Consider the following 23,936-nt stretch of genomic DNA (forward strand, 5'->3'; position numbering starts at 1 on the left):
TGAGGCGTACCGTTGCCGGTACAGGAGGGTCGCATGGATCCCTGGCTGATCTGGCTCGTCGTGGCGCTGGTGCTCGCCATCGCCGAGATCCTCACGCTCACCGCCGTGCTCGGCCTGTTCGCCGTGGCCGCGCTGGTCACCGCGGGGACGGCCGCGATCGGCGTGCCGGTGGCGGGTCAGCTCATCGCGTTCGCCGTCGTCTCGGCGGCCGGTGTCGTCCTCGTCCGGCCGTGGGCGCACCGAGCCATGCTGGAGCCTCGGCTCGAGCGCTTCGGGATCGACGCGCTGGTGGGGAGCTCCGCTCACGTCCTCCAAGAAGTCAGCGGTCACGCGGGGCTGGTGCGCATCGGGGGCGAGGAGTGGTCGGCTCGCGCCTACGACGACTCGATCGTGATCCCGGCGGGCGCCACCGTCGACGTGCTGCAGATCAACGGCAGCATCGCCGTTGTCTACCCACGGGAGTGAGCCATGTCAGCCTTGATGCTCGCCGCATTCGTGTTCGCGCTGTTCGTGGTGTTCACCGTGTACCGCTCGGTGCGCATCGTGCCGCAGGCCCGCGCCCGCAACGTCGAACGGCTCGGCCGGTACCAGCGCACGTTGAAACCGGGCCTCAGCTTCGTCATCCCCTACATCGACCGGGTCTACCCGGCCATCGACCTGCGCGAGCAGGTCGTCTCGTTCCAGCCGCAGCCGGTGATCACCGAGGACAACCTGGTGGTCGAGATCGACACCGTCCTGTACTTCCAGGTGACCGACCCCCGTGCGGCCGCGTACGAGATCGCCAGCTACCTGCAGGCGGTCGAGCAGCTGACGGTCACCACCCTGCGCAACGTCGTCGGTTCCATGGACCTCGAGCGCACGCTCACCTCGCGCGACACCATCAACAGCCAGCTGCGCGGCGTGCTGGACGACGCGACCGGCAAGTGGGGGCTGCGGGTCAACCGGGTGGAGATCAAGGCGATCGACCCGCCGAAGACCATCAAGGACGCGATGGAGAAGCAGATGCGGGCCGAGCGGGACAAGCGGGCCGCGATCCTGACCGCCGAAGGCCAGCGGCAGTCGCAGATCCTCACCGCCGAAGGCGACAAGCAGGCCGCCGTGCTGCGCGCCGAAGGCAACCGGGCCGCCACGATCCTCAAGGCCGAGGGCCAGTCCCGCGCGATCGACCAGGTGTTCCAGGCCGTGCACCGCAACGACCCGGACCCGAAGCTGCTCGCCTACCAGTACCTGCAGATGCTGCCGCAGCTCGCGCAGGGTCCCGGCAACACGTTCTGGGTGATCCCCAGCGAGTTCACCACCGCGCTGCACGACGTGTCGCGCGCCTTCTCCGAGGTGCTGCCCCGGTCCAGCGCGGCGAGGCCGAGCGACTCGGACGAGGTCGCCGCGCAGGCCGCCGAGGACGCGGCACAGGCGGCCGAAGCCGCCGCGGAAGCGGTCGCGGACGCCGCGGACGTCCGGCCGCTCGGAGGATCCGCGCCGTTCCCCGGCAAGGACCCGGCAACGACGTGACCGGCTCGCCGAGAGCATCCGGGAATGTCGCATCCAGAACGTCAAGTTTCCTACAGAACAATCATCGATCCACGTCGAGAACATTCTCACCGATCACGTCGGCCTATCCCGACTGAATCACGGTAATCCCAGCTCAGGACCACACCGACCGACCCTGGAAACCGGTCTGACCGGCATTGGCCACCACTCGGGCAACCGCCTGACTTGCGTAGGCTTTTCGCCGTCGCCGGATTACTGCTTCCAGGGGGAATCATGCCGCAGACCATTGTGCCGGCCGCGAAGTCCGATCATCGTGCACCGCACGTGCGGCTGGGGCAGTTGCTGGACGACGGCTCGGGGGAGCCGCTGTTCGCGGACGACGGCAGCCGCGTTCAGGTGGTGCGCGGACGCATCGACGGCACGAGCGTCATCGCCTACTGCACGGACGGGTCGTCCATGGGCGGTGCGGTCGGTTACGCCGAGGCGATGCGGATCGTCGATGGCATCGACACCGCCGTGCGGGACAGCTGTCCCGTGATCGGCGTCTGGCACTCCGGCGGCGCCGCGCTGGCCGAGGGCGTCGAGTCGATGGACGGCGTCGGCCGGATGTTCGCGGCCATGACCCGCGCGTCGGGCCGGATCCCCCAGCTCTCGGTCGTGGTCGGCCCCGCGGCGGGCGCGGCCGCGTACGGCCCCGCGCTCACCGACATCGTGATCATGTCCAGGTCCGGCCGGATGTTCGTCACCGGTCCGGACGTGGTGCGCGCCGTCACCGGTGAACAGGTCGACATGGAGGAGCTCGGCGGCGGCGAGGCGCACGGCCGCAAGTCCGGTGTGGCGCACGTGGTCGTGGACACGGAGCAGGCCGCGTTCCTGGCCGCGAGACACCTCGCTGTCCTCTGTGGACGACAGGGCCGGTTCCAGCACGTCGGCGAGGTCGGCGAGGACCTGTCCGCTCTGCTCCCCGAGGCGGCCAACCGCGCGTACGACGTGCACCCGCTGGTGCACCGGATGGTCGACGAGTTCCAGGAGCTGCAACCGAACTGGGCGGCCAACATCGTCATCGGCCTCGGCAGGCTGGCGGGCCGCACGGTGGGGATGATCGCCAACAACCCGTTGCGCAAGGGCGGCTGCCTGGACTCCCTGGCGGCCGAGAAGGCCGCGCGGTTCGTGCGGATGTGCGACTCGTTCGGAATCCCCCTCGTCGTGCTCGTGGACGTGCCCGGCTACCTGCCCGGCGTCACGCAGGAGTGGACGGGCGTCATCCGCCGCGGTGCCAAGCTCCTGCACGCGTTCGCCGAATCCGTTGTACCACGGGTGACTCTGGTGACGCGCAAGTCCTACGGCGGCGCGTACATCGCCATGAACTCCCGTTCGCTGGGCGCGACCACCGTGTTCGCCTGGCCGGACGCGGAGGTCGCGGTGATGGGTGCCGACGCGGCCGTGGGCATCCTGCACCGCAAGAAACTCGCCGCCGCACCCGAGCACGCACGCGCCGAGCTGCGCGCCCGCCTGGTCGCCGAACAGCTGGAAGTCGCCGGTGGCGTCAAGAAAGCCATCGCGATCGGCGCTGTCGACGAGGTGATCGCACCGGCGACCACCCGGCACCGGCTCGCGGCCGCACTGGCGGCCGCGCCCGCCGAACGCGGGCGCCACACCAACATCCCGCTGTGAAGGGGCTTTGACAGGCTCGCCGTTCCGTGCCACGCTTTGGTGAAGCGGCAGAGTTGTGCCCATTTCCCGGGATCCGAGCCGATCGGCTCGTCTGACACCCCGAACCACGAACTTCCCAGCACTGGGCGAAGTGTGTCCTCAGTGCTGTCTGCCGCCATGAAGAGTCGCCGCCGTGAGGAGCAATCCGCCGTGACGCTCGCGTTCACCAGTTCCGACATCGACCTGTGGTCAGAGGAAGTGATCCGGTCGCCCTACGAGACGTACCGGCACCTGAGGGATCTCGGACCTGCCGTCTGGCTGGAGCAGTACCAGGTGTTCGTCGTGGCCCGCTACCAGGACGTGTACGACGCGCTGCACGACCACGAGGCCTTCTCGTCCGGCTCCGGCGTCGCGCTCAACGAGCAGCTCAACCAGAAGATGAAGGGCAGCGCGCTGGTCAGCGACCCGCCCTACCACGACCACGTGCGTCGGGTGATGGGCAAACCCTTGACCCCCAGGGCTTTGCGCGAGCACCGCGACGACTTCCAGCGACTTGCAGACGAGCTCGTCGACCACCTGCTCGAGCGCGGCTCCTTCGACGCCGTCGTCGACTTCGCCCAGCTGTTCCCGCTGTCGGTGGTGCCCGACCTGCTCGGCTGGCCGTCCGATGGCAGGGACCAGTTCCTCGCGTGGGCGTCCGCCGGGTTCAACGCGCTCGGCCCGATGAACGAGCGGGCGCTGGCCGACATCCCCGTGCTGGCGGGGATGTGGGCCTTCATGGCGGACATCGTGCAGCCGGGCAGGTTGCGCGCGGGCAGCTGGGGAGCCGACCTGGTCGAGGCCGCCCAGCAGGGCACCGTGAGCAAGCAGCTGCTGCCCGCGCTGATCGGCGACTACCTCGTCCCGTCGCTCGACACCACGGTCTCCGCGCTGACGAGCGCGATGCTCTTCCTCGGGCGTCATCCCGAGCAGTGGCAGGCGGTTCGCGCGGACCACTCGCTGATTCCCAACGTGCTCAACGAGGTCATCCGGCTGGAGACGCCGATCCGGGCGCTGTCACGGGTGCTGACCCGCGAGCGGGACCTGGGCGGGACCGTGCTGCCAGCCGGAGCGCGCGTGGTGCTGCTGTACGGATCGGCCAACCGCGACGAACGGCACTGGGACTCGCCCGACGAGTTCGACGTCAAGCGCGCCAACGCGAACAGCCACGTCGGCTTCGGCCACGGCATCCACGGCTGCATCGGACAGGGGCTCGCCCGGCTGGAGGGCCACGCGCTGCTGACCGCGCTGGCGACGAAGGCGGAGACGATCGAGGTCGGCGAGCCGGAGTACCGGGTGCACAACACCATCCGCGCGATCTCGGCGCTGCCCGCCGCTCTCAAGGCGTGAGGGGACGAACGATGAGGATGATCGTCGACCGCGATCGCTGTGAGGGACACGGGCTCTGCGAGGACGTCGCGCCCCGGCTGTTCCAGATCGACGACGACGGTGAGCTGGTGGTGCGGTTCACCGGAGACGTGCCCGCGGGTGAGGAAACCCGGGCGGGCCAGGCGGTGCGGATCTGCCCGGTCGGCGCGTTGCGCACGTCCGGCTGAGCCGTGAGCGCCGAGGAGATGTACGTCGCGGGCACGGCGACGCACCTGCCGCCCGCGATGAGCGTGGACCAGGCGATCGCCGAGGGCCTCTGCGAGGAGTCGCCTGCCCGTGCCATGCGGGTGGCGTCGGTGACCGTGTCCGAGAAGGAGTCCGGTCCGGAGCTGGCCGCGACGGCCGCGCGGACCGCGCTCGAACGGGCGGGGACCGCACCGGCCGAGATCGATCTCGTGCTGCACGCGTCGATCTACTACCAGGGCCAGGAACTGTGGGCACCCGCGTCGTACGTCCAGCGGGTGGCCGTCGGCAACCACTGCCCGGCGATGGAGATCCGCCAGGTGTCGAACGGCGGCATGGCCGCGATGGAGCTGGCGACGGCGTACCTGCGGGCCGATCCGTCCCGCACCGCCGCCCTGCTGACGTCAGGCGACTGGTTCTGCGCGCCCGGTTTCGACCGCTGGCGCAGTGATCCCGGCACCGTCTACGCCGACGGCGGCACCGCACTGGTGCTGTCCCGGCGGCGGGGGTTCGCCAGGGTGCGGAGCCTCGCGACGGTGTCCAGGCCGGAGCTGGAAGGCATGCACCGGGGCACCGTCCCGTTCGGACCGGTTCCGTTCGCCCACCGCGACCGGGTCGACCTGGAGGCGTGCAAGGACGAGTTCCTCGGTGAGGCGGGCAAGTCCTTCGCGCTGACCCACCTCGTCTCCGGGCAGCGGGAGGCGATCAGGCAGGCACTGGCCGACGCTGGGCTCGACCTCGCCGACATCGACTGGTTCGTGTTGCCGCACCTGGGATACCGGCGGCTCGCGGCCGGTTACTTCAGCCAGTTCGACATCGACCCCGAGCGCTCGACCTGGCCGTGGAGCCGCACGGTCGGACACCTCGGGGCGGGCGACCAGTTCGCCGGCTTCGACCACCTCGTCACCACCGGGGCCGCCGGTCCCGGCAGCACGTGCCTGCTCGTCGGCGTCGGCGCCGGCTTCAGCTGGTCCTGCGCGGTGATCGAGGTGCTCGACACACCGCCATGGGTGGCATGAGCCCGCCCGCGACATCACGGGAGAGCCGATGACCCGACAGCTCGTGCTGCTGCTGCCCGGACAGGGATCGCAGCACCAGGGGATGGCGGTACCGCTGTACGACCGTGAACCGGTCTTCACCGAGGTGCTCGACGAGTTCTTCGCGGGCATGGGTGCCGAGGGCCGCAGGCTGCGGGACGACTGGCTCAGCGACGCCCCGGAGATCCCGATCGACGACGGGCCGCGGGCCCAGCCGCTGCTGTTCGTGATCGGCTACGCGATCGGCCGCGTGCTGCAGGCGAAAGGGCACCAGCCCGCGTTGCTGCTCGGGCACAGCGTGGGGGAATTGGCCGCCGCGGCACTCGCCGGGGTGTACGACCTGCCTGCCGCGGCACGCATCCTGCACGGCAGGTCCGCGGCGCTGACCGACGCTCCCGCTGGCGGCATGCTGGCCGTCGCCGCACCACCGGACCGGGTCACCGCGCTCATCGAACCCGCCTGGGCCGCAAGGGGTCTGGCGATCGGCGCGGTCAACGGGCCCAACCAGACGATCCTCTCCGGCGCGGAACCGGAGCTGCGGCTCGCCGCGCGCGCCGCCGAGGCGGCGGAGCTGACCGCACGCCGGGTGCTCAGCATGCAGCCCTTCCACTCGCCGGTGCTCGACGAGGCCGCCGGGCAGTTCGAGAAGGCCATCGCCGCCGAACGGCTGCACGAACCGAAGATCCCGATCCTGTCCGCTCGCACGGCCCGCGTGGTCACCGCGGGTGAGGCCGTCGACCCGGCCTTCTGGGCGCGCCTGATGTGCGAGCCGGTGCTGTTCTGGCCGGCCCTGTCCAGCCTGCCCGCCGACGGCGAGTACACGTTCGCCGAGGCAGGACCGGGCAACAGCCTGTCCACAGCGGCCAGGCGACTGCCGTCCGTCCGAACGGGACGAAGCCGGGTGCTCACCCTGCTGCCACCGCAGGGAAAGCCGGCCTGGCCGGTGTGGCAGGCGGGACTCGACCAGCTGGCCGCAGACACCACACCGTCACCACAGTGAGGAAAGACATGCACAGCACGCTGATCGTGGCGCGGATGAAGCCCGAGTCCGCACAGGACGTGGCCCGACTGTTCGCCGAGTTCGACACCACCGAGATGCCGCACCTGATGGGCACGACGCGGCGCGAGCTGTTCCAGTACCAGGGCCTGTACTTCCACCTCCAGGACTTCGACGGCGAGGAAGGTCACCGGGGCATCGACGAGGCCCGGTCGCACCCGTTGTTCCAGGGCATCAGCGCGGACCTGCGCCCGTTCATCGACCCGTACGACCCGCAGACGTGGCGCTCGCCCGCAGACGCGATGGCGACGCGCTTCTACCACTGGGCACCACCTGCCTGACGGCGCCGAGATTCCAGATCAGGAGGTGACGCCTCATGGGGCGTCGAGTTGTCATCACGGGCATCGGGGTGCTGGCGCCGGGCGGCGCGGGCGTCAAGGAGTTCTGGAGTCTGCTCAGTGAGGGGCGCACCGCGACCCGGCCACTGACCTTCTTCGACCCGAGCCCGTTCCGCTCCCAGGTGGCCGCCCAGGTCGACTTCGTCCCCGAGGCCCACGGGTTCAGCCCGCAGGAGATCCGGCGGATGGACCGCGCGGCGCAGTTCGCGGTGGCCGCCGCGGCCGAGGCCGTCTCCGACAGCGGGTGCGAATTCGCCCAGGTCGACCCGAGCCGGATCGGGGTCAGCATCGGCAGCGCGGTCGGCGCCACGATGAGCCTCGAAGAGGAGTACCGGGTCGTCAGCGACAACGGCAGGCTCGAGCTGGTCGACCACGGCTACACGGTGCCGCACCTCTACGACCACTTCGTGCCGAGCTCGTTCGCCGCCGAGACGGCGTGGAAGGTCGGGGCGGAGGGTCCGGTGACCGTCGTGTCGACCGGCTGCACGTCCGGGATCGACTCGGTCGGTTACGCCGCCGAGCTGATCAGGGAGGGCTCCGCGGACATCATGATCGCCGGTGCGACCGACGCGCCGATCTCACCGATCACGGTGGCCTGCTTCGACGCGATCAAGGCCACCACTCCGCGCAACGACGACCCCGAGCACGCGTCGCGGCCGTTCGACTCGACCCGCAACGGGTTCGTGCTGGCCGAGGGCGCGGCCGTGCTCGTGCTGGAGGAGCTGGAGAGCGCGCGGCGGCGGGGTGCGCACGTCTACGCCGAGGTGGCCGGGTACGCCACGCGCTCCAACGCCTACCACATGACCGGGCTGCGTCCGGACGGCAGGGAGATGGCCGAGGCGATCAGGATGGCGATGAACGAGGCCCGGATGGACGCCGAGGACGTCCACTACGTCAACGCGCACGGTTCGGGCACCAAGCAGAACGACCGGCACGAGACGGCCGCGTTCAAGCGCGCGCTCGGCGACCACGCGTACCGGACGCCGGTGAGCTCCATCAAGTCGATGGTCGGTCACTCGCTCGGCGCGATCGGGACGATCGAGATCGTCGCCTCCGTGCTGGCGATCGAGAACAACGTGGTGCCGCCCACCGCGAACCTGCACAACCCGGATCCCGAGTGCGACCTGGACTACGTCCCGGTCACGGCCAGGGAGTGGCAGACCGACGCCGTGCTGACGGTCGGCAGCGGGTTCGGCGGCTTCCAGAGCGCCATGGTGCTGCGGAGGGTCCCGTGAGGCCGGCGGTGACCGGGATCGCCGCGGTCGCGCCCAACGGCCTCGGCACCGAGGAGTTCTGGGCAGGGACGCTGGCCGGGCGCACCGGACTCGGCGTGCTGACCCGCTTCGACCCGGAGCGCTACCCGGCGCGACTGGCGGGCGAGGTCAAGGGGTTCACCGCCGCGGACCACCTGTCCAGCCGGATGCTGCCGCAGACCGACCACATGACCCGGCTCAACCTCGTCGCCGGGGACTGGGCGCTGGCCGACGCCGGAGTGCGGCCGCGGGAGTGGCCGGACTTCGACATGGGCGTCATGACGGCGAGCTCGGCAGGCGGTTACGAGTTCGGCGAGCGCGAGCTGCGGAACATGTGGCACAAGGGCCACGAGCACGTCAGCGCCTACCAGTCGTTCGCCTGGTTCTACGCGGTGAACAGCGGCCAGCTGTCGATCCACAACGGGATGCGCGGGCCGAGCGGCGTCGTGGTCAGCGACCAGGCCGGCGGGCTCGACGCGCTCGCACAGGCCCGCAGGCAGATCCGCAAGGGCACCCCGCTGATGCTCACCGGCGCCGTCGACTCCTCGCTCTGCTCGTGGGGCTGGGTCGCGCACCTGGCGGGCGGCAGGCTGAGCACCAGCCAGGACCCGGACCGGGCCTACCTCCCCTTCGACGCGGCGGCGAACGGCCACGTCCCCGGTGAGGGCGGGGCACTGCTCGTGCTCGAGGACGGTGCCGCGGCCAGGGCCCGCGGAGCGCGGATCTACGGCGAGATCGCCGGCTACGGCGCGACGTTCGACCCGCGGCCGGACAGCGGACGGCCGCCCGCGCTGCGCCGGGCGATCGAGCTCGCGCTGCGGGACGCGGACGCCGCGCCGGGTGACGTCGACGTGGTGTTCGCCGACGCGGCCGCGATCCCGGAGCTCGACCACGTCGAGGCCACCGCGATCACCGGCGTGTTCGGCCGCGAGGCGGTACCGGTGACCGCACCGAAGACGATGACCGGGCGACTGAGCTCCGGCGCGGGCGCACTGGACGTGGCGACCGCACTGCTGTCCATCCGGGACTCGGTGATCCCCGCGACCGCGAACGTCTCACCCGCGCCCGGCTACGGCCTCGACCTCGTCACGGGCGAGCCGAGGCAGATTCCCGTGACCACCGCGCTGGTCATCGCCCGCGGGCACGGCGGCTTCAACTCCGCCGTCGTGGTCCGCGCCGTCTGACTGTCCACATGAAACTTCCGAAAGGACTGAAATGGCTGACGCACGTGTGACCCTGGACGACCTCAAGCGGATCCTGCTCGACGCGGCGGGTGCCGACGAGGGCGTCGACCTGAGCGGTGACGTCGTCGACGTCGCCTTCTCCGACCTCGGCTACGACTCGCTCGCGCTGCTCGAGGCGGCCAACCGGATCCAGCGCGAGTACCGCGTGCAGCTCGACGACGACGCGCTCGCCGCGGCGGAGACACCGGGCGCGTTCCTCGACCTCGTCAACGAGCACCTGGCGGCAGGCTCCCCCGCCTGACACGGGCGCCCGAAAGGAGAAGTGGCATGTCCACCGAGCAGAAGCGGGTCGCACTGGTGACCGGGGCGACCAGTGGTATCGGGCTCGCCGTGGCGCAGACCCTCGGCGCGCAAGGGCACCGGGTGTTCCTGTGCGCCCGCAAGCCCGACGGTGTCGACTCGGCCGTCGAGCAGCTGCGCGACGAGGGTGTCGAGGCGGACGGCGCGCAGTGCGACGTCACCGACGGCGAACAGATCCGCGCGTTCGTGCGGGCCGCGGTCGAGCGGTTCGGCACGGTCGACGTGCTGGTCAACAACGCCGGGCGGGCCGGTGGCGGGGTGACCGCCGACATCACGGACGAGGTCTGGTTCGACGTGATCAACACGAACCTCACCAGCGTGTTCCAGATGACCCGTGAGGTGCTCACCGCGGGCGGCATGCGGGAGAAGGACCGGGGCCGGATCATCAACATCGCCTCGACCGCGGGCAAGCAGGGTGTGGTGCTGGCCGCGCCGTACTCGGCGTCCAAGCACGGCGTCGTCGGCTTCACCAAGGCGCTCGGCAACGAGCTGGCGCCGACCGGGATCACCGTGAACGCGGTCTGCCCCGGATACGTGGAAACCCCGATGGCACAAGGGGTGCGCAGCCGGCACGCGGCGTTCTACGGCACCACCGAGCAGGCGATCCTGGAGAGGTTCCAGGCCAAGATCCCGCTCGGCCGCTACTCCACTCCCGACGAGGTCGCCGGACTGGTCGGCTACCTGGCCTCCGACACCGCCGCATCCATCACCGCACAGGCGATCAACGTCTGCGGCGGTCTCGGAAACTTCTAGGGGAATCCTTGTCGCAGCAGGAGAACACCCGCCACGTCCAGCACGAGGTGTCGGTGCGCGCGCAGGCGTCCGACATCTACCGGCTGATCGCCGAGGTGTGGAACTGGCCGCGGATCTTCCCGCCGACCATCCACGCCGACCGCGTCGACGGGGACGACACCGCGGAGCGGATCCGGATCTGGGCCACCGCCAACGGACAGGCCAAGAACTGGACCTCGCGCCGCACGCTGGACCCGCAGGCGCTGCGCATCGACTTCCGCCAGGAGGTCTCCAGCCCGCCGGTGGCCGCGATGGGCGGCGCCTGGCTCATCGAGCAGGTCTCCGCCGAGGAGTCGCTGGTCCGGTTGCTGCACGACTACCGGGCGGTCGACGACGATCCGGAGTCGCTGGCGTGGATCGACCAGGCCGTCGACCGCAACAGCCGGTCCGAGCTGGCCTCGCTCAAGGTCAACGTCGAGCTGGCGCTGAACGAGGAGCGGACGGTGTCGTTCGAGGACACCGTCCGGATCAACGGGTCGGCGAAGGACGTCTACGCCTTCATCAACGAGGCCTGGCACTGGGCGGAACGGCTCCCCCACGTGTCCCGCGTGTCGTGCACGGAGGACACGCCGGGTCTGCAGGAGCTCGAGATGGACACCACGGCGAAGGACGGTTCGACCCACACGACGAAGTCGTACCGGGTGTGCCTGCCCGGCCGGATCCACTACAAGCAGGTCACCCTGCCGCCGTTGCTGGCACTGCACACCGGCTACTGGGTGATCGAGGAGGACGCCGCCACCGGGATCACCACCGCCACCTCCCAGCACACCATCGTGATCAACGCGGAGAAGGTCGCCGACGTGCTCGGCGCGGGCGTGAGCCTGGCCGAGGCGAAGACGTTCGCCCGGCGGGCGTTGAGCACCAACAGCCTCGCCACGCTCGGGCACGCCAAGCAGTACGCCGAGCAACGGGCCTGACCACGTGGACACGGACGTCATCGTCGTCGGTGCAGGCCCGGTCGGGCTGCTGCTGGCAGGCGAGCTGCGACTCGGCGGCGCCGAGGTCGTGGTCGTCGAGAGGCTGGCCCGGCCGACCACGGAGTCCCGCGCATCGACCCTGCACGCTCGCACCGCGGAGGTGTTCGACCAGCGCGGGTTGCTGGAACCGCTGGGTGACCCGCCGCGCGACGCGGCGGGTCACTTCGGCGGCATCCCGCTCGACCTCGGCGACCTGCCGAGTCCGCACGCGGGCATCTGGAAGGTGCCGCAGACCCGCGTCGAGGAGCTGCTGGCGCAGTGGGCCGCGGGGCTCGGCGCGGACATCCGCCGCAATCACGAGCTGACCGGTCTCGTTCAGCACGACGACCACGTCGAGGCGCACCTGACCAGTCGGGTCACCTTGCGAGCGTCCTACGTGGTCGGTTGCGACGGCGAGCGGAGCGCCGTGCGGCGGCTGGCCGGGTTCGCGTTCCCCGGTGCCGCGGCGAGCAGGGAGATGCTGCGCGCCGACGTGGCGGGCATCGACGTTCCCGCCCGCCGGTTCGAACGGCTGCCCGGCGGCCTCGCCGTGTCGGCGCGGCGGCCGGACGGGGTCACCAGGGTGATGGTCCACCGGTACGGGGAGCCCCCCGCGGTCCGCACCGGGGAGCCGGCGTTCGCGGAGGTCGCCGAGCGGTGGGCGCAGGTCACCGGTGAGGACATCAGCGGCGGAACACCGTTGTGGGTCAACGCCTTCGACGACACCAGCAGGCAGGCGGCGAGCTACCTGGACCGGCGCGTGTTCCTCGCGGGCGACGCGGCGCACGTGCAGATGCCGGTCGGCGGTCAAGCGCTGAACCTCGGCCTGCAGGACGCCGCCAACCTCGGGTGGAAGCTCGCCGCCGCGGTCGCGGGCCACGCGCCCGCCGCGTTGCTGGACACCTACCACCACGAACGGCATCCGGTAGGACAGCGGGTGCTGACCAACATCCGGGCGCAGGCGCACGTGCTGCTCGGCGCGGGCGAGGTCGGCCCGGTCCGGTCCGTGCTGGCCGAGCTGCTGCGGTTCGAACCGGTCCGCGCGCACCTCGCCGGGATGATCAGCGGCCTGGACGTGCGGTACGACGCGGGGCCCGGCGATCATCCGCTGGTCGGGATGCGAGTCCCGCCGACGGAGTTCGCCGACGGCACCAGCACGACCCGGTTGCTCCGCTCCGGCCGCGGCGTGCTGATCGACCTGGCCGACCGGCGGACGGACATCTCACCGTGGGCGGACCGCGTGCTGCGGGCGGTGGCCCGGCCACCCGCGGGCAGCCCGCTGGACGACCTCACCGCGGTGCTGCTGCGCCCGGACGGGCACGTCGCGTGGACCGGCGGCACCGAACCCGAGAAAGCACTGCGCCGCTGGTTCGGCGAACCCCAGACAGGAGATGGGCAGCATGGGTGATCTGACGGGCAAGATCGCGCTCGTCACGGGGTCCAGCCGGGGCATCGGCCGGGCCACCGCGCTGCGGCTGGCGCGCGACGGTGCGCTGGTCGCCGTGCACTCGGGCGACGACACCACCGGTCTCGACGAGACCGTCGAGACCATTGTCGGGCAAGGACATCGGGCGTTCCCGGTGGTGGCCGAGTTCGGCAGGCCCGGCGACGTCGACACCCTGTTCGACGGCCTGGAAAAGGGTCTGCTGGAACATTCCGACCGCCACGAGCTCGACATCCTCGTCAACAACGCGGGCGTGCTCGCCACGATGCCGCCGGAGATGGTCACCCCGGCGGACTTCGACCGGATGATGGCGGTGAACGCCAAGGCGCCCTACTTCGTCGTGCAGCGCGCACTGCCGCTCATCCCCCGCGGCGGGCGGATCATCAACATCTCGACCGGGCTGACGAAGTTCGCGAACCCGCAGGAGATCCCGCACGCGATGGCCAAGGCCGCGCTCGAGATGATCACCCTGCACTTCGCGCGCCACCTCGGCCTGCGCGGGATCACCGTGAACACCGTCGCCCCCGGCGTGGTCGACAACGGCGACCCGTTCCTGCAGGCACCCGCGCTGCGCAAGATGCTGGGCGGGCTCTCGGTCTTCGAGCAGGTCGGGGAACCCGAGCACATCGCCGACGTCGTGGCGTTCATCGCCTCCGCGGATGCCAGGTGGGTCACCGGCGCCTGGATCGACGCGACCGGCGGCACCCTGCTCGGTCAGAGCCTCTGACCGCCACAACCTGGTTCCACCAGGAAATCCCCACCACGGAACGGAGTTGAGTATCACGATGTCCACGAAGGGCAGGCTGCGGCTGCTCCTCGGCGTGGCCACCGCCGCCGCACTGCTGACCAGTGCGACGTCCGCGGTCGCCGCTCCGGCGCTCGAGTCGTCCGGTGCCGGCGGCAAGGTCTTCGCCTGGGGCAACGACGAGTACGGCGAGGTGTCGAAGATCCCGCAGGAGCTGGGCAGCGGCGTCACCGCGCTGGCCGCGGGCAGCTACCACAACGGTTTCGCCCTCAAGCGGGGCCGGTTGCACGTGTGGGGCAACGACGACTACGGCCAGGTGTCGAAGGTCCCGCAGGAGCTGAAGGACGGCGGCGTCGACGCGGTCGCGGCCGCCGGTGCCACCGGGTTGGCGCTCAAGCGCGGCAAGCTGCACGCCTGGGGCTACGACGAGTCCGGTGAGGTGTCGAAGGTTCCGCAGACGCTGAAGGACGGCGGCGTCACCGCGGTCGTCGGCGGCTACGGCACCGGCTACGCCATCAAGAACGGCAAGGTGCACGCGTGGGGTGACGACGAGTTCGGCCAGGTGACGAAGATCCCGCAGACGCTGAAGGACGGCGGCGTCAGCGCCGTCGCCGCGGGCACCAAGACCGGATACGCCATCAAGAACGGCAAGGTCTACGCCTGGGGCAACGACGAGTACGGCCAGGTGACGAAGCTGCCGCAGGAACTGGGCAGCGGCGTCACCGCGGTCACCGGCGGCTACGGCACCGGGTACGCCGTCAAGAACGGCAAGCTGCACGCGTGGGGCGACGACCAGTACGGCCAGATCTCGTCGATCCCGCAGACCCTCCGCAGCGGCGGCGTCTCCGCCATCGCCGCGGGGTTCGACAACGGCTACGCGGTCAAGCACGGCAAGGCGTACGCCTGGGGCTTCGACGACTTCGGGCAGGTGTCGACCGTCCCGCGGGAGCTCGGCAGCTGCGTGGTCGCCATCGCCGCCGGTGGCTTCACCGGTTACGCGCTGCGCTAGTCCTGATCGAGTGAGCAGGGGTCCCGCGTCGCGGGGCCCCTGTTCGCTGTCATCCCATCGTTTCCGAAGCCACCAGAAGGGCCGGAGCATGCGCACGTTGATAGTGGAGCCCGATGCCACCGCCGAGTCGCTCGGCCGGACGTTGGAACGGCACGGGCACGAGGTGCAGATCGCCCCCACCGGCGAACGGGCGAGGCCGCTGTTCCGCTGGGCCGACCTGATCCTGCTCGAGCTGGAGCTGCCGGACATCGACGGGGTGATGATCTGCCAGGAGATCCGCTCGGAGCAGGACGCCGTCGTGATCATCACGTCGAAGCGGTCGGCCGAGGTCGACAAGGTGCTCGGCCTGCAGGCCGGCTCGGACGACTACCTCGTCAAGCCGTTCGGCGTCCGCGAGCTGCTCGCCCGGATCGACGCGGTGATGCGGCGGGTGCGGCAGGCGCCGGAGCAGCCGCGGTCGATGGTGCACGGTCCACTCAGGATCGACCCGGTCGGGCACGAGGTGTACGTCGGCACGCGCCGGGTGCACGTCACCCGCAAGGAGTTCAAGCTGCTCCACCTGCTCGCCTCGGCGCCGGACGCGGTGCTGACCCGCGAGCAGATCATGTCCGAGGTGTGGGAGGACGACTGGACGGCCAGCCGCACCATCGACACCCACGTGAGCATGTTGCGCCGCAAGCTCGGCTCCGGCGACTGGATCATCACCGTGCGAGGAGTGGGTTTCCGGCTCGGCTCGGTCGGTGTGCCCACCCCGCTGCACAAGGAGCCGCGCAGGCTGGCGCTGCTCGACGCCGGGCACCCCGGCGGCGAGCTGTCGGCCGGCGGCATGAGCTGACGCCGGCCGTGCTCGTGGCGTCAGCTCAGCGCCGCGCGACGCCGTCGAGCCGCTGGTACTGGTCGTCGCTCAGCTCCAGGTCCGCCGCGGCGACGTTCTCCTCGAGGTGGGCGACCCGGCCGGTGCCGGGGATCGGCACCATCACCGGTGACCGGTGCAGCAGCCACGCCAGCGCGACCTGCGCCGGGGTGGCGCCCAGTTCGGTTGCCACCGCGGCGATCTCGCCGGCGGGCTGGGACGCGGCCGGGTGGACGGGCCGCCACGGCAGGAACGCGATGCCCGCTTCCGTGCACGCGTCGAGCACGTCCTCGTACTCGCGGTACAGCATGCTGTAGCGGTTCTGCACGCTCGCGATGTCCGCGACCTGCCGTGCCTGCGCCAACTGCTCGACCGTCACCTCGGACAGTCCGATGTGGACGATCTTGCCCGCTTCCTGTTGTTCCCGCAGCGCACCCACCTGGTCGGCGAGCGGCACCTCCGGGTCGACCCGATGCAGCTGGAGCAGCTCGATCCGGTCCAGCCGCAACCGGCGCAGGCCCTCGTCCACCTGCTTCTTCAGGAAGTCCGGCCGCCCGCAGAGCGCCGCTTCGCGAGGCCCGTCCGGTGGTGCGACACCGACTTTGGTCGCGATGAGCAGGTCGTCGGGGTACGGGTGCAGCGCCTCGGCGAGCAGTTCCTCGTTGGCGCCCCAGCTGTACAGCTGCGCGGTGTCGATGAGCGTGACGCCCAGCTCGACGGCGCGCCGGGCGACAGCAACGGAGCTCTTCCTGGCCCCGGACGCGACGTTCAGGTGCATGGCCCCGAAGCCGAGCCGCCGTACCTCACGCTCCCCACCGATGCGGAAGGTGCTCGATGTCATGTGCGGATTCGCCCCTCAGTCGAAGTCGGGTCACGGACAACACCGACCCCAGCACCCTAGCGCGATGATCCGGTCCGCAACCGGGGCATGATCTCCCGCACCACGTACTCGTCCACGTCTCCGCCGCGCAACGGCGTTTCGACGACGGTGGTCCCACCGGACTCAGCCGCGCGCCGCAGCAGGTCGCGCGACTCCCGCTCGACGCCGGCACCGATCACCAGCACGGCGACGTCTCCCGCGGACATGGCCTCGCACGCGGCCTCGTCCGTCGTCGCGCCGACGGCACCGGCACCACGGGCACGGGTCGCCGCGACCACCGCGGCGACGACCGCTCCTTCGCGTCCGACGACCAGCACGCTTCTCACCAATCGTCTCCGATGGGTGCGCTGCCGGGCGCCTTGCCGGGCTCCCACAGGCGGCCTTCGGCGTAGCCCAGCGCGGCCAGCTCGAACCGCAGTGCGATGTGCGAGGCCATCGTGTTGGCGTCGCGCCAGAAGCGCTGCAGCGGACGCCCTTCACCGAGGTTGGACGTGCCGCCCTCGGCCGCCAGGCGGTTGACCGCGGTCTTGAGGATGTCCACCGCGAGCGAGATGTCGCGGGTGTTGCGGGCGATGTCCTCCTCGGTGACCTCCGCGCCGCGGTCGGCGACGTCGGCGCAACGCTCGAGCAGCAGCCGCGCGGCGTCGATCTCACCGGACGTGCGGGCGTACGTCGTCGCGAGCACGCTCGCGCTCGGCGCCGCGGGATTCCACGCGGCCGCCTTGCCCTTGGCGTAGGAGTACCAGACCGCGAGCGCACCGTCGGCCGCGCCGAGCAGAGGCGCGGCGAAGGACAGGAGGTTCACCGCCTCCAACGGAACCCGGTGGCACGCCGCGGTCGAGTCCGTCGGGCGGCCGGCGAGGATGTCGTCCCGCGCGAAGCTGCGCGCCGCGGGCACGAAGACGTCCTTGACGGACACGTTGTGGCTACCGGTCGCCCGCATGCCGATGCTGTCCCACGAGTCGTCGGACAGCACCTCGGACCGCCGCACCGCGAACACGCGCGCGCTTCCGCTGTCCTGCTCCACCGCGCACAGCAGGACCCAGTCCGCGTAGTCGATGCCGCTGATGTACGGCCAGCGCCCGGACACCGTCCAGCCGTCACCGGACTCGACGGCCTCACCGAAGCCGGCGAGCGAGCCGACGATCAGCGGATCCGGCCCCTGCGCCCAGATCTCGCGGTAGCCGTCGGCAGGCAGGAACGCGGTCATCCGGCCGAGGTGGGCGGTGAGCGACGCGCACCACGCGGTCGCCGGGCAGGCCTCCCCCACCGCGCCGACGGCCCGGACGAGCTCGCGGAACGTGCCCTGCACGCCGCCGAACTCGCTCGGCACGAAGTAGCGGGCGAAGCCCACGTCGAGCATCGACTTGACCACTTCCGGGTCCAGCTTGCGCCGGTCCTCAGCCTGACGCGCGGCCGCGGCCGCACGGGCGGCCAGATCCTCGACGTTCAGCATGCTGCCCCACTTCACCACTGGCGGACATTCGTCACAAAGCATGCCGGACACTTCCCTGCGACCGTCAAGACGATCCAGCACACTTTTCAATGACCTGACACGGAGTTGTTCCTAACCTGACAATTCCCCGATTGATACCGCAACACCTGGTTTGCCATGCTTTTGTCAGGCGTTTCTGCCAACCACCGGAAGGCACTCGATGAAGGGCATCATCCTGGCGGGTGGCCGGGCGACCCGGCTGCATCCGCTCACGCTCAGCGTCTCGAAGCAGCTGCTTCCCGTGCACGACAAGCCGATGATCTACTACCCGCTGTCGGTGCTGATGCTCGCCGGGGTCAGGGAGATCCTGCTCATCTCGACGCCGCACGACCTCGGGTCCTTCCGCGCACTGCTCGGCGACGGTGGCCAGCTCGGGCTGGACATCTCCTACGCGGCACAGGAGGAGCCGCGCGGCATCGCCGAGGCCTTCCACATCGGAGCGGACCACATCGGGTCCGACGACGTCGCGCTCATCCTCGGCGACAACATCTTCCACGGTCCGGGGTTCGGCGAAGTGTTGCAGCACAACGCGGCCGACGTGAAGGGGTGCGTCCTCTTCGGATACCGGGTGCCCGATCCCGAGCGCTACGGCGTCGCCGAGGCCGACGCGCAGGGGCGCATCGTCACGCTGGAGGAGAAGCCCACCCGCCCGCGGTCGAACCTCGCGGTGACCGGACTCTACTTCTACGACAACGACGTCGTCGAGATCGCCAGGTCGATCGAACCCTCCGCGCGCGGCGAGCTGGAGATCACCGACGTCAACCTCGTCTACGCCGGACGCGGTGCCGCGACCCTGGTCGACCTCGGCCGCGGCTTCACCTGGCTGGACACGGGCACGCACAACTCGCTGACCGACGCGAGCCACTACATGCAGCTCATGGAGCAGCGCCAGGGAATCCGCGTCGCGTGCATCGAGGAAGTCGCGCTGAACATGGGTTACATCGACGCGGAGGCCTGTCACCGGCTGGGAAGGCAGCTCGCGAACTCCGACTACGGCCAGTACGTGATGACGATTTCCGCTTGAGCGGTTGAAAAATGGGGAGAATAAGGAAGACATGGCATACCTGTCCGTCGACGACGGCTATCTGAACATCCTCAACTGGTTCGGCACCGACACGCCGTACAAGCACGAGCGCATCGTCGAGGCCATGCGTGACATCGTCGACAACGCTCACGAGTTCCCCGGCTGGGTGTCGTCGTCGGTGCACTCCGGTCAGGACGTGCCCGGCACCGCCAACCTGATCCAGATGCGGTCGCGGGACGCCATCGAGGCGCGCTACAAGCGCGAGAAGATGGTCAACGTGACGATGCCGGCGTTCTACCAGTGGACGACGTCGTTCAAGTCGATCAAGGCCGAGGTCGTGTTCACGCAGACGCACCCGGACCTCGGCGGGATCGTCGAGATCTCGGCCGAGCGCGACGACTTCACGGTGCTGACGCTGTTCGCTGCCGACCCGGAGAACCAAGCGCAGCTGGTCGAGGCGCTGGCGCAGCCCGACGAGTGGCTGAAGACCGTGCCGGGCTTCCGTTCGCACAGCATCCTGCGCGGCATCGACGGGACGCACGTCGCGATGTACGCCCAGTGGGACAGCAAGGAGTCCTACGACGCGTTCCACGTGCTGCCCGAGAGCGAGCGCCCCGCCGAGGTGCGCGAGCGGCGGGCGCTGGGGCAGGCCCTGGTCAACTCGCACGAGCCGCACACCTACACCGTCGTGCACTCGCGGTCGGCCGCTCGATGAACGTCCTGTTCGTCACCGGGCCGAGCCCGGCCACGATGTTCTGGGCGCCTCCGCTGGCCACCGCGCTGCGCAACGCGGGCCACACCGTGGTCCTGGCCACGACCGAGGAGACGACGCCGATCGCCCAGCAGATGGCGATCCCGTTCGTGCCGGTGTGCGACCGCCCGCTCGAGGCGCTGCTGTCCACCGACCGCAACGGCGTCGAGCTCCCGTGGCCGGTCACCGTCGAGGAGCAGATCGAGTTCCACGGCGCGTGGATGGCCCGCCTCGCCGCGGCCAGCTACGCCAAGCTGCGCGAGCTGGCCGACCACTGGCGCCCGGACGTGGTCGTCGGCGGCAGCCAGTCCTACGCCGCCGGCCTGCTCGCCGCCCGCCTCGGCGTGCCGCACGTGCGCCACACGTGGGACGCGCTGGAGATCCCCGAGGCGAACCCCTACGCCGACGTCGAACTCGCCCCCGAGCTCGGCGAGCTCGGGCTGGACGCGTTGCCGCACCCCGACCTGGTGCTCGACGTGACGCCACCGAGCATCAGCCCGGCGCCGCACGCGCCGGGCACGGTGCACGCCCGCTGGATCGGGACCAACCTGGCCCGGCCGATCGACCCGTGGATGCTGGCGCGCGGCTCCCGGCCGCGCATCTGCGTCACCGCGGGCACGAGGGTCGCCGCCAGCGAGAGCCAGGAGTTCCTGATCGGCCTCGCCCGCGACCTCGGCGACCTCGACGCCGACCTCGTGGTCGCCGCGCCCGAGGACGTCGCACCGGCCGTGCGCGAAGCGCTGCCGGAGCTGCGGGTGGGCTGGATGCCGCTGGAGGTGCTCGTGCCGAACTGCGATCTCATCGTGCACCACGGCGGCGGCTCCACCGCGATGAACGCCATGGCCGCCGGCACACCGCAGCTGGTGCTCTCCGAATGGCCGCTGTACAAGCCGCTGTGGCAACGGCTCGCCGACCACGGGTCCGCCATCGTGCTCAGCGGAGCCGAGGAACACGCCACCGAACGCGTCGCCAAGGCATGCGACCAACTGCTCGGTGACCGCACGTTCGCCGAGCGGGCGTCGGCCATGGCCGACGAGATCGCCGGGCTGCCCGGCCCGGTCGATCACGTGCGCCGGATCGACGGTCTCGTCGGCCGGTGAACGCGGTTCCGGCCGGGGCGCGTACGTCACGCCCCGGCCGGAATCCTGTTGTTCTGCACGGCCACCGCGATACCGGCCCCGCAGGCCGCTTTCGCGCTCAGCGAAACCGAGTACCGCTCCGGCCATGCCGAGCGGACCGGAATTGTCAGTGCTGGCTGGGAGAATGAAATCAGGGGACCCCCAGGCGGGGACCCCGGCGAAGCCGCGCCTCGACCCAGCGACCACGCGAACCAGACCAGCGGCCACGCCGCACGGCCAACACGCGATCAACACGGCTCCGGCCGGGGCGCGTACGTCACGCCCCGGCCGGATTCCTGTTGTCCTGCTCCGACTACCGCAGCACGCCGACGAAGAGCCCAGGCCCCGACCACGCGGGCCGGATGTGCTCGACGGTCAGCCCGGCGAGCTCGAACGCGGCCTCGTACTGCGCCTGTTCGAACAGCGCGAGCTCGTGCTGCTCGGCGACGTGGCGAATCCCGTGCTCGGGATCCGCGACCACCCAGTGGACCTCCATGCGGCTCCGGTCACCGAGATCGACCGTGTGCGAGACGCGGGAGATGGTCCGGTCGCCGACCTTCACGGTGTCCCCGGCGACGTAGCGGTCCAGCAGCTCGCCCGGTGTCCACCACGCTTCGACCAGCAGCACGCCACCCGGCTCGAGATGACGGGCGAGACACGCGATCGTCTGCCGCAGCCCCGCTTCGTGCGCTGTGTACCCGATGGAGCTGTACATGCAGGTGACAGCGCTGAAGCGGCGGTCGAGGGAGAAGTCGCGCATGTCGCCCTGGTGCAGGCGGACCCCTGGGAGCAACGGGCGGGCCACCGAGAGCATGGCCTCGGACAGCTCGATCCCTTCGACGTGCTCGAACTCGTGGACGAAGTGCTCGAGGTGCGACCCGCTACCGCAGGCCACGTCGAGCAACGAGGACGCCTGCGGCATCCGTTCGCGAACCAGTGCGGCCAGATGCGCCGCCTCGGCCGCGTAGTCCTTGCCCTTCCGCTCGCGGTAGAAGTCGTGGTACACGCTCGCGGTATCGGCTTCGTACAAGATCTCCCCCTCGTGCGACTGGCGGCCTGCTAGAAGGCCACCTGGTACGGCGTCTTGGCGCGCGCCTCGCGCAACGGCAACGCCCACCAGGCGAGCTGGTCGAGCAGCACCTTGGTCGCGGTGCTCGACGCCTCGACGTCGGCGGGCAGCTTGTCCTCGCCGCCGAAGTCGCCGGTGTAGATGCCGAAGCTGACGTAGTCCCGCATGGTGACCGCGTGCATCTCGGCGTAGACCAGCCGGAGCGCCTCGACGGCGCGCTGGCCGCTGGCGGTGCCGCCGTAGGAGACGAAGCCGACCGGCTTGCCCCGCCACTGCGTGTAGTGCCAGTCGATCAGGCTCTTGATCGACGCCGGGAAGCTGTGGTTGTACTCCGGCGTGACGACCACGAACGCGTCCGCGGCCTCGAGGGCCTCGGTGATCGGGGCCAGCTCGGCGGGCGGCTCGTTGGTGATGATCAGCGGCGGCGGGTAGTCGGCGAGATCGACGACAGTGATCTTGAACTGATCGTGCTTGGCCGCTTCATCCCTGAACCACTTGGCCACCATCTCCCCCGCGCGGCCGGGCCGCACGCTGCCAATGATGATGGCGAGGTTGATCGGGGTGTCGGTCATGAACTTCCTTCCAGGTTCGGTACTTCGGTTGTGCACCGGTCACTCGGCCGGACGGCGCGGGCGCCGGTAGCGCTGGTACGAGGCCGTGAAATCGGCGAGCTGCTCCACCACCCGTGAAGGGGCGGGCATCGCGGCCATCTCCTGGGCGACCTCCTCACTCGCCTTGCGGTATGCGGAGTTGACCAGCACGTCCTCGACGGCAGGCTTGAGCGTGGCTGGAACGGCGCTGTCCATGGCCACCACGGCACCCGCCCCACGGGCCGCGACAAGTCGAGCGTTGGCGACGGCCGGACCGGCAGCGGCCGGCAGCACCAACTGAGGAACCCCCACAGCGAAAGCTGCGTACATCGTACCGAGACCACCGTGATGAATCACGGAATCGCTCACCGCCAGCAACGCGCGCATCGGCACCCAGTCGACCAGGGTCACGTGTTCCGGCAACGGATCCGGCAGCGCGGGCAGGTCCGCGCCCGCCGTCGCGACGACCAGGTCGACGCCGAGATCCGCGGTACCGAGAACGACTTCTCGCATCAGGCCGCCGTCGCCGAACCAGCGGGTGAACGAGCCGAGCGTCAGCACGACGCGCGGCCGCGGCCCGCGGCTCAGCAGCCACTCCGGCAGGTGCGAGCCGCCGGTGTAGGCCGTGAACCGCATCGGCAGCACCGATCGCCGTTGCGCGGGCGGGCCGAAGGCGTCGAGCGACGGCGGGCTCACGTCGATCTCGACGTCGCGGACCTCCTTCGTCAGATCCGGGACACCGCGCCGTTCCGCCTCCGCCGCGAAGGCGGCCAGTGCGGGCGGCGGCGTCGGCAGCGGGGTGCCGAGGCCGTGCATGACCGCGGGCACGCCGAGGACCCTGGCGGTGACGAGACCGGCGACCGCCGGCGGCGTGTAGACGACGAGGTCGGGCTGCCACGCCCTCGCGGTGTCGAGCAGGCCGTCGATCATCGCCGCGCTGGTGTCCGCGAAGACCTTCCCGACGAACCGGGCCATCTGCTCGCCGCCGACCTCCATGCCGGAGCCGCCTTCGGCGAGCATGTCCGCCAGCTTCTCGTAGTTCCGGCGCGCCTCGCCGTCGTCGGTGGCGACGGCGAGCAGCCCGGCGTCCGCCGCGGTCTGCAACGCCGGACCGCTGACCGCGGCCAGCACGTCGTGCCCCGCCGACTGGGCGGCCTGCGCCAGCGACACCCACGGCAGGGTGTGGGACGTCCCCGGGAGGGTCGTGAACAGGAAGCGCATGTCTTCTC

Annotated in this window: 26 protein-coding genes; 20 read left to right on the forward strand and 6 right to left on the reverse strand. The window is 70.6% G+C overall.

The genetic code is table 11. The annotated features are described in order from the left end of the window. The first annotated feature begins 33 nt into the window (after window positions 1-33). From FKR81_RS20225 to FKR81_RS20300, 17 genes are all read left to right on the forward strand, one after another. Window positions 34-465 carry an NfeD family protein gene (locus FKR81_RS20225; RefSeq protein ID WP_146353663.1) on the forward strand — a complete coding sequence of 144 codons (432 nt, stop codon included), beginning with the start codon at window positions 34-36 and terminating at the stop codon, window positions 463-465. Window positions 466-468: 3 nt separating this feature from the next. Then, the gene (locus FKR81_RS20230) at window positions 469-1,509 is read left to right on the forward strand and encodes an SPFH domain-containing protein (RefSeq protein WP_146353664.1); all 1,041 of its coding nucleotides are present in this window, start codon (window positions 469-471) and stop codon (window positions 1,507-1,509) included. Between the two features lie 252 nt (window positions 1,510-1,761). Continuing rightward, complete coding sequence (locus tag FKR81_RS20235) at window positions 1,762-3,162, forward strand: acyl-CoA carboxylase subunit beta (RefSeq protein WP_146353665.1); 1,401 nt, start codon at window positions 1,762-1,764, stop codon at window positions 3,160-3,162. 189 nt (window positions 3,163-3,351) lie between these two features. Then, window positions 3,352-4,530, forward strand: coding sequence for a cytochrome P450 (locus FKR81_RS20240; protein ID WP_235921654.1), 1,179 nt, complete (start codon window positions 3,352-3,354; stop codon window positions 4,528-4,530). A gap of 11 nt (window positions 4,531-4,541) precedes the next feature. Further along, the gene (locus FKR81_RS20245) at window positions 4,542-4,736 is read left to right on the forward strand and encodes a ferredoxin (protein WP_146353667.1); all 195 of its coding nucleotides are present in this window, start codon (window positions 4,542-4,544) and stop codon (window positions 4,734-4,736) included. A gap of 3 nt (window positions 4,737-4,739) precedes the next feature. Next, window positions 4,740-5,771, forward strand: coding sequence for a ketoacyl-ACP synthase III family protein (locus FKR81_RS20250; protein ID WP_146353668.1), 1,032 nt, complete (start codon window positions 4,740-4,742; stop codon window positions 5,769-5,771). Between the two features lie 28 nt (window positions 5,772-5,799). After that, window positions 5,800-6,789, forward strand: a complete 990-nt coding sequence (locus tag FKR81_RS20255) for an acyltransferase domain-containing protein (RefSeq protein WP_146353669.1) — start codon at window positions 5,800-5,802, stop codon at window positions 6,787-6,789. After that, window positions 6,786-7,127 carry a TcmI family type II polyketide cyclase gene (locus tag FKR81_RS20260; protein WP_328593151.1) on the forward strand — a complete coding sequence of 114 codons (342 nt, stop codon included), beginning with the start codon at window positions 6,786-6,788 and terminating at the stop codon, window positions 7,125-7,127. Before FKR81_RS20255 ends, FKR81_RS20260 begins: the two co-directional genes overlap by 4 nt. Window positions 7,128-7,162: 35 nt before the next feature. Then, window positions 7,163-8,419 carry a beta-ketoacyl-[acyl-carrier-protein] synthase family protein gene (locus tag FKR81_RS20265; RefSeq protein WP_146353670.1) on the forward strand — a complete coding sequence of 419 codons (1,257 nt, stop codon included), beginning with the start codon at window positions 7,163-7,165 and terminating at the stop codon, window positions 8,417-8,419. After that, complete coding sequence (locus FKR81_RS20270) at window positions 8,416-9,621, forward strand: ketosynthase chain-length factor (protein WP_146353671.1); 1,206 nt, start codon at window positions 8,416-8,418, stop codon at window positions 9,619-9,621. The genes FKR81_RS20265 and FKR81_RS20270 overlap by 4 nt, the downstream gene beginning before the upstream one ends. A gap of 31 nt (window positions 9,622-9,652) precedes the next feature. Then, complete coding sequence (locus tag FKR81_RS20275; protein WP_146353672.1) at window positions 9,653-9,922, forward strand: acyl carrier protein; 270 nt, start codon at window positions 9,653-9,655, stop codon at window positions 9,920-9,922. A 26-nt stretch (window positions 9,923-9,948) separates the two neighbouring features. Continuing rightward, window positions 9,949-10,734: a 3-oxoacyl-ACP reductase FabG gene (fabG, locus tag FKR81_RS20280; RefSeq protein WP_146353673.1), complete on the forward strand. Its 786-nt coding sequence runs from the start codon at window positions 9,949-9,951 to the stop codon at window positions 10,732-10,734. Window positions 10,735-10,742: 8 nt separating this feature from the next. Continuing rightward, entirely contained in the window at window positions 10,743-11,690 is a 948-nt protein-coding gene (locus tag FKR81_RS20285; RefSeq protein WP_146353674.1) for an aromatase/cyclase, read from the forward strand. 4 nt (window positions 11,691-11,694) lie between these two features. Continuing rightward, window positions 11,695-13,137, forward strand: coding sequence for an FAD-dependent monooxygenase (locus FKR81_RS20290; RefSeq protein ID WP_186763067.1), 1,443 nt, complete (start codon window positions 11,695-11,697; stop codon window positions 13,135-13,137). Further along, the gene (locus tag FKR81_RS43650; RefSeq protein WP_186763068.1) at window positions 13,130-13,900 is read left to right on the forward strand and encodes an SDR family oxidoreductase; all 771 of its coding nucleotides are present in this window, start codon (window positions 13,130-13,132) and stop codon (window positions 13,898-13,900) included. Before FKR81_RS20290 ends, FKR81_RS43650 begins: the two co-directional genes overlap by 8 nt. A 58-nt stretch (window positions 13,901-13,958) precedes the next feature. After that, a complete protein-coding gene (locus tag FKR81_RS20295; RefSeq protein WP_146353675.1) occupies window positions 13,959-14,927 on the forward strand; it encodes an RCC1 domain-containing protein in 969 nt (322 codons plus the stop codon). Between the two features lie 88 nt (window positions 14,928-15,015). Next, window positions 15,016-15,762: a response regulator transcription factor gene (locus FKR81_RS20300; RefSeq protein ID WP_146353676.1), complete on the forward strand. Its 747-nt coding sequence runs from the start codon at window positions 15,016-15,018 to the stop codon at window positions 15,760-15,762. A 25-nt stretch (window positions 15,763-15,787) separates the two neighbouring features. Here FKR81_RS20300 and FKR81_RS20305 read toward each other — a convergent pair whose 3' ends face one another. Genes FKR81_RS20305 through FKR81_RS20315 form a run of 3 tightly spaced genes read right to left on the reverse strand, consistent with a single transcriptional unit; the run spans window position 15,788 to window position 18,116 of the window. Beyond that, the gene (locus tag FKR81_RS20305) at window positions 15,788-16,621 is read right to left on the reverse strand and encodes an aldo/keto reductase (protein ID WP_146353677.1); all 834 of its coding nucleotides are present in this window, start codon (window positions 16,619-16,621) and stop codon (window positions 15,788-15,790) included. A 56-nt stretch (window positions 16,622-16,677) separates the two neighbouring features. Further along, window positions 16,678-16,986: a hypothetical protein gene (locus FKR81_RS20310; protein WP_146353678.1), complete on the reverse strand. Its 309-nt coding sequence runs from the start codon at window positions 16,984-16,986 to the stop codon at window positions 16,678-16,680. Then, a complete protein-coding gene (locus tag FKR81_RS20315; RefSeq protein WP_146353679.1) occupies window positions 16,983-18,116 on the reverse strand; it encodes an acyl-CoA dehydrogenase family protein in 1,134 nt (377 codons plus the stop codon). Before FKR81_RS20315 ends, FKR81_RS20310 begins: the two co-directional genes overlap by 4 nt. Before the next feature lie 199 nt (window positions 18,117-18,315). On the opposite strand from FKR81_RS20315, the gene rfbA reads away from it, so the two are divergent. The 3 genes from rfbA to FKR81_RS20330 are packed head-to-tail and all read left to right on the forward strand — an operon-like array spanning window position 18,316 to window position 21,030. Beyond that, entirely contained in the window at window positions 18,316-19,179 is an 864-nt protein-coding gene (gene rfbA, locus FKR81_RS20320) for a glucose-1-phosphate thymidylyltransferase RfbA (RefSeq protein WP_146353680.1), read from the forward strand. 31 nt (window positions 19,180-19,210) lie between these two features. Further along, window positions 19,211-19,894 carry an antibiotic biosynthesis monooxygenase family protein gene (locus tag FKR81_RS20325; RefSeq protein ID WP_146353681.1) on the forward strand — a complete coding sequence of 228 codons (684 nt, stop codon included), beginning with the start codon at window positions 19,211-19,213 and terminating at the stop codon, window positions 19,892-19,894. Beyond that, window positions 19,891-21,030: a glycosyltransferase gene (locus FKR81_RS20330; protein WP_146353682.1), complete on the forward strand. Its 1,140-nt coding sequence runs from the start codon at window positions 19,891-19,893 to the stop codon at window positions 21,028-21,030. Before FKR81_RS20325 ends, FKR81_RS20330 begins: the two co-directional genes overlap by 4 nt. Window positions 21,031-21,361: 331 nt before the next feature. Here the strand turns inward: FKR81_RS20330 and FKR81_RS20335 are convergent, their stop codons facing one another. Genes FKR81_RS20335 through FKR81_RS20345 form a run of 3 tightly spaced genes read right to left on the reverse strand, consistent with a single transcriptional unit; the run spans window position 21,362 to window position 23,928 of the window. Then, entirely contained in the window at window positions 21,362-22,078 is a 717-nt protein-coding gene (locus FKR81_RS20335; RefSeq protein WP_146353683.1) for a class I SAM-dependent methyltransferase, read from the reverse strand. Between the two features lie 29 nt (window positions 22,079-22,107). After that, on the reverse strand, window positions 22,108-22,689 hold the full coding sequence (locus tag FKR81_RS20340) for an NADPH-dependent FMN reductase (protein WP_146353684.1): 582 nt from the start codon (window positions 22,687-22,689) through the stop codon (window positions 22,108-22,110). Window positions 22,690-22,728: 39 nt separating this feature from the next. Then, window positions 22,729-23,928, reverse strand: coding sequence for a glycosyltransferase (locus FKR81_RS20345; protein ID WP_146353685.1), 1,200 nt, complete (start codon window positions 23,926-23,928; stop codon window positions 22,729-22,731). Window positions 23,929-23,936 lie beyond the last annotated feature (8 nt).

Origin of the sequence: Lentzea tibetensis, assembly GCF_007845675.1 — a bacterium.
Taxonomy (GTDB): Bacteria; Actinomycetota; Actinomycetes; order Mycobacteriales; family Pseudonocardiaceae; genus Lentzea; species Lentzea tibetensis.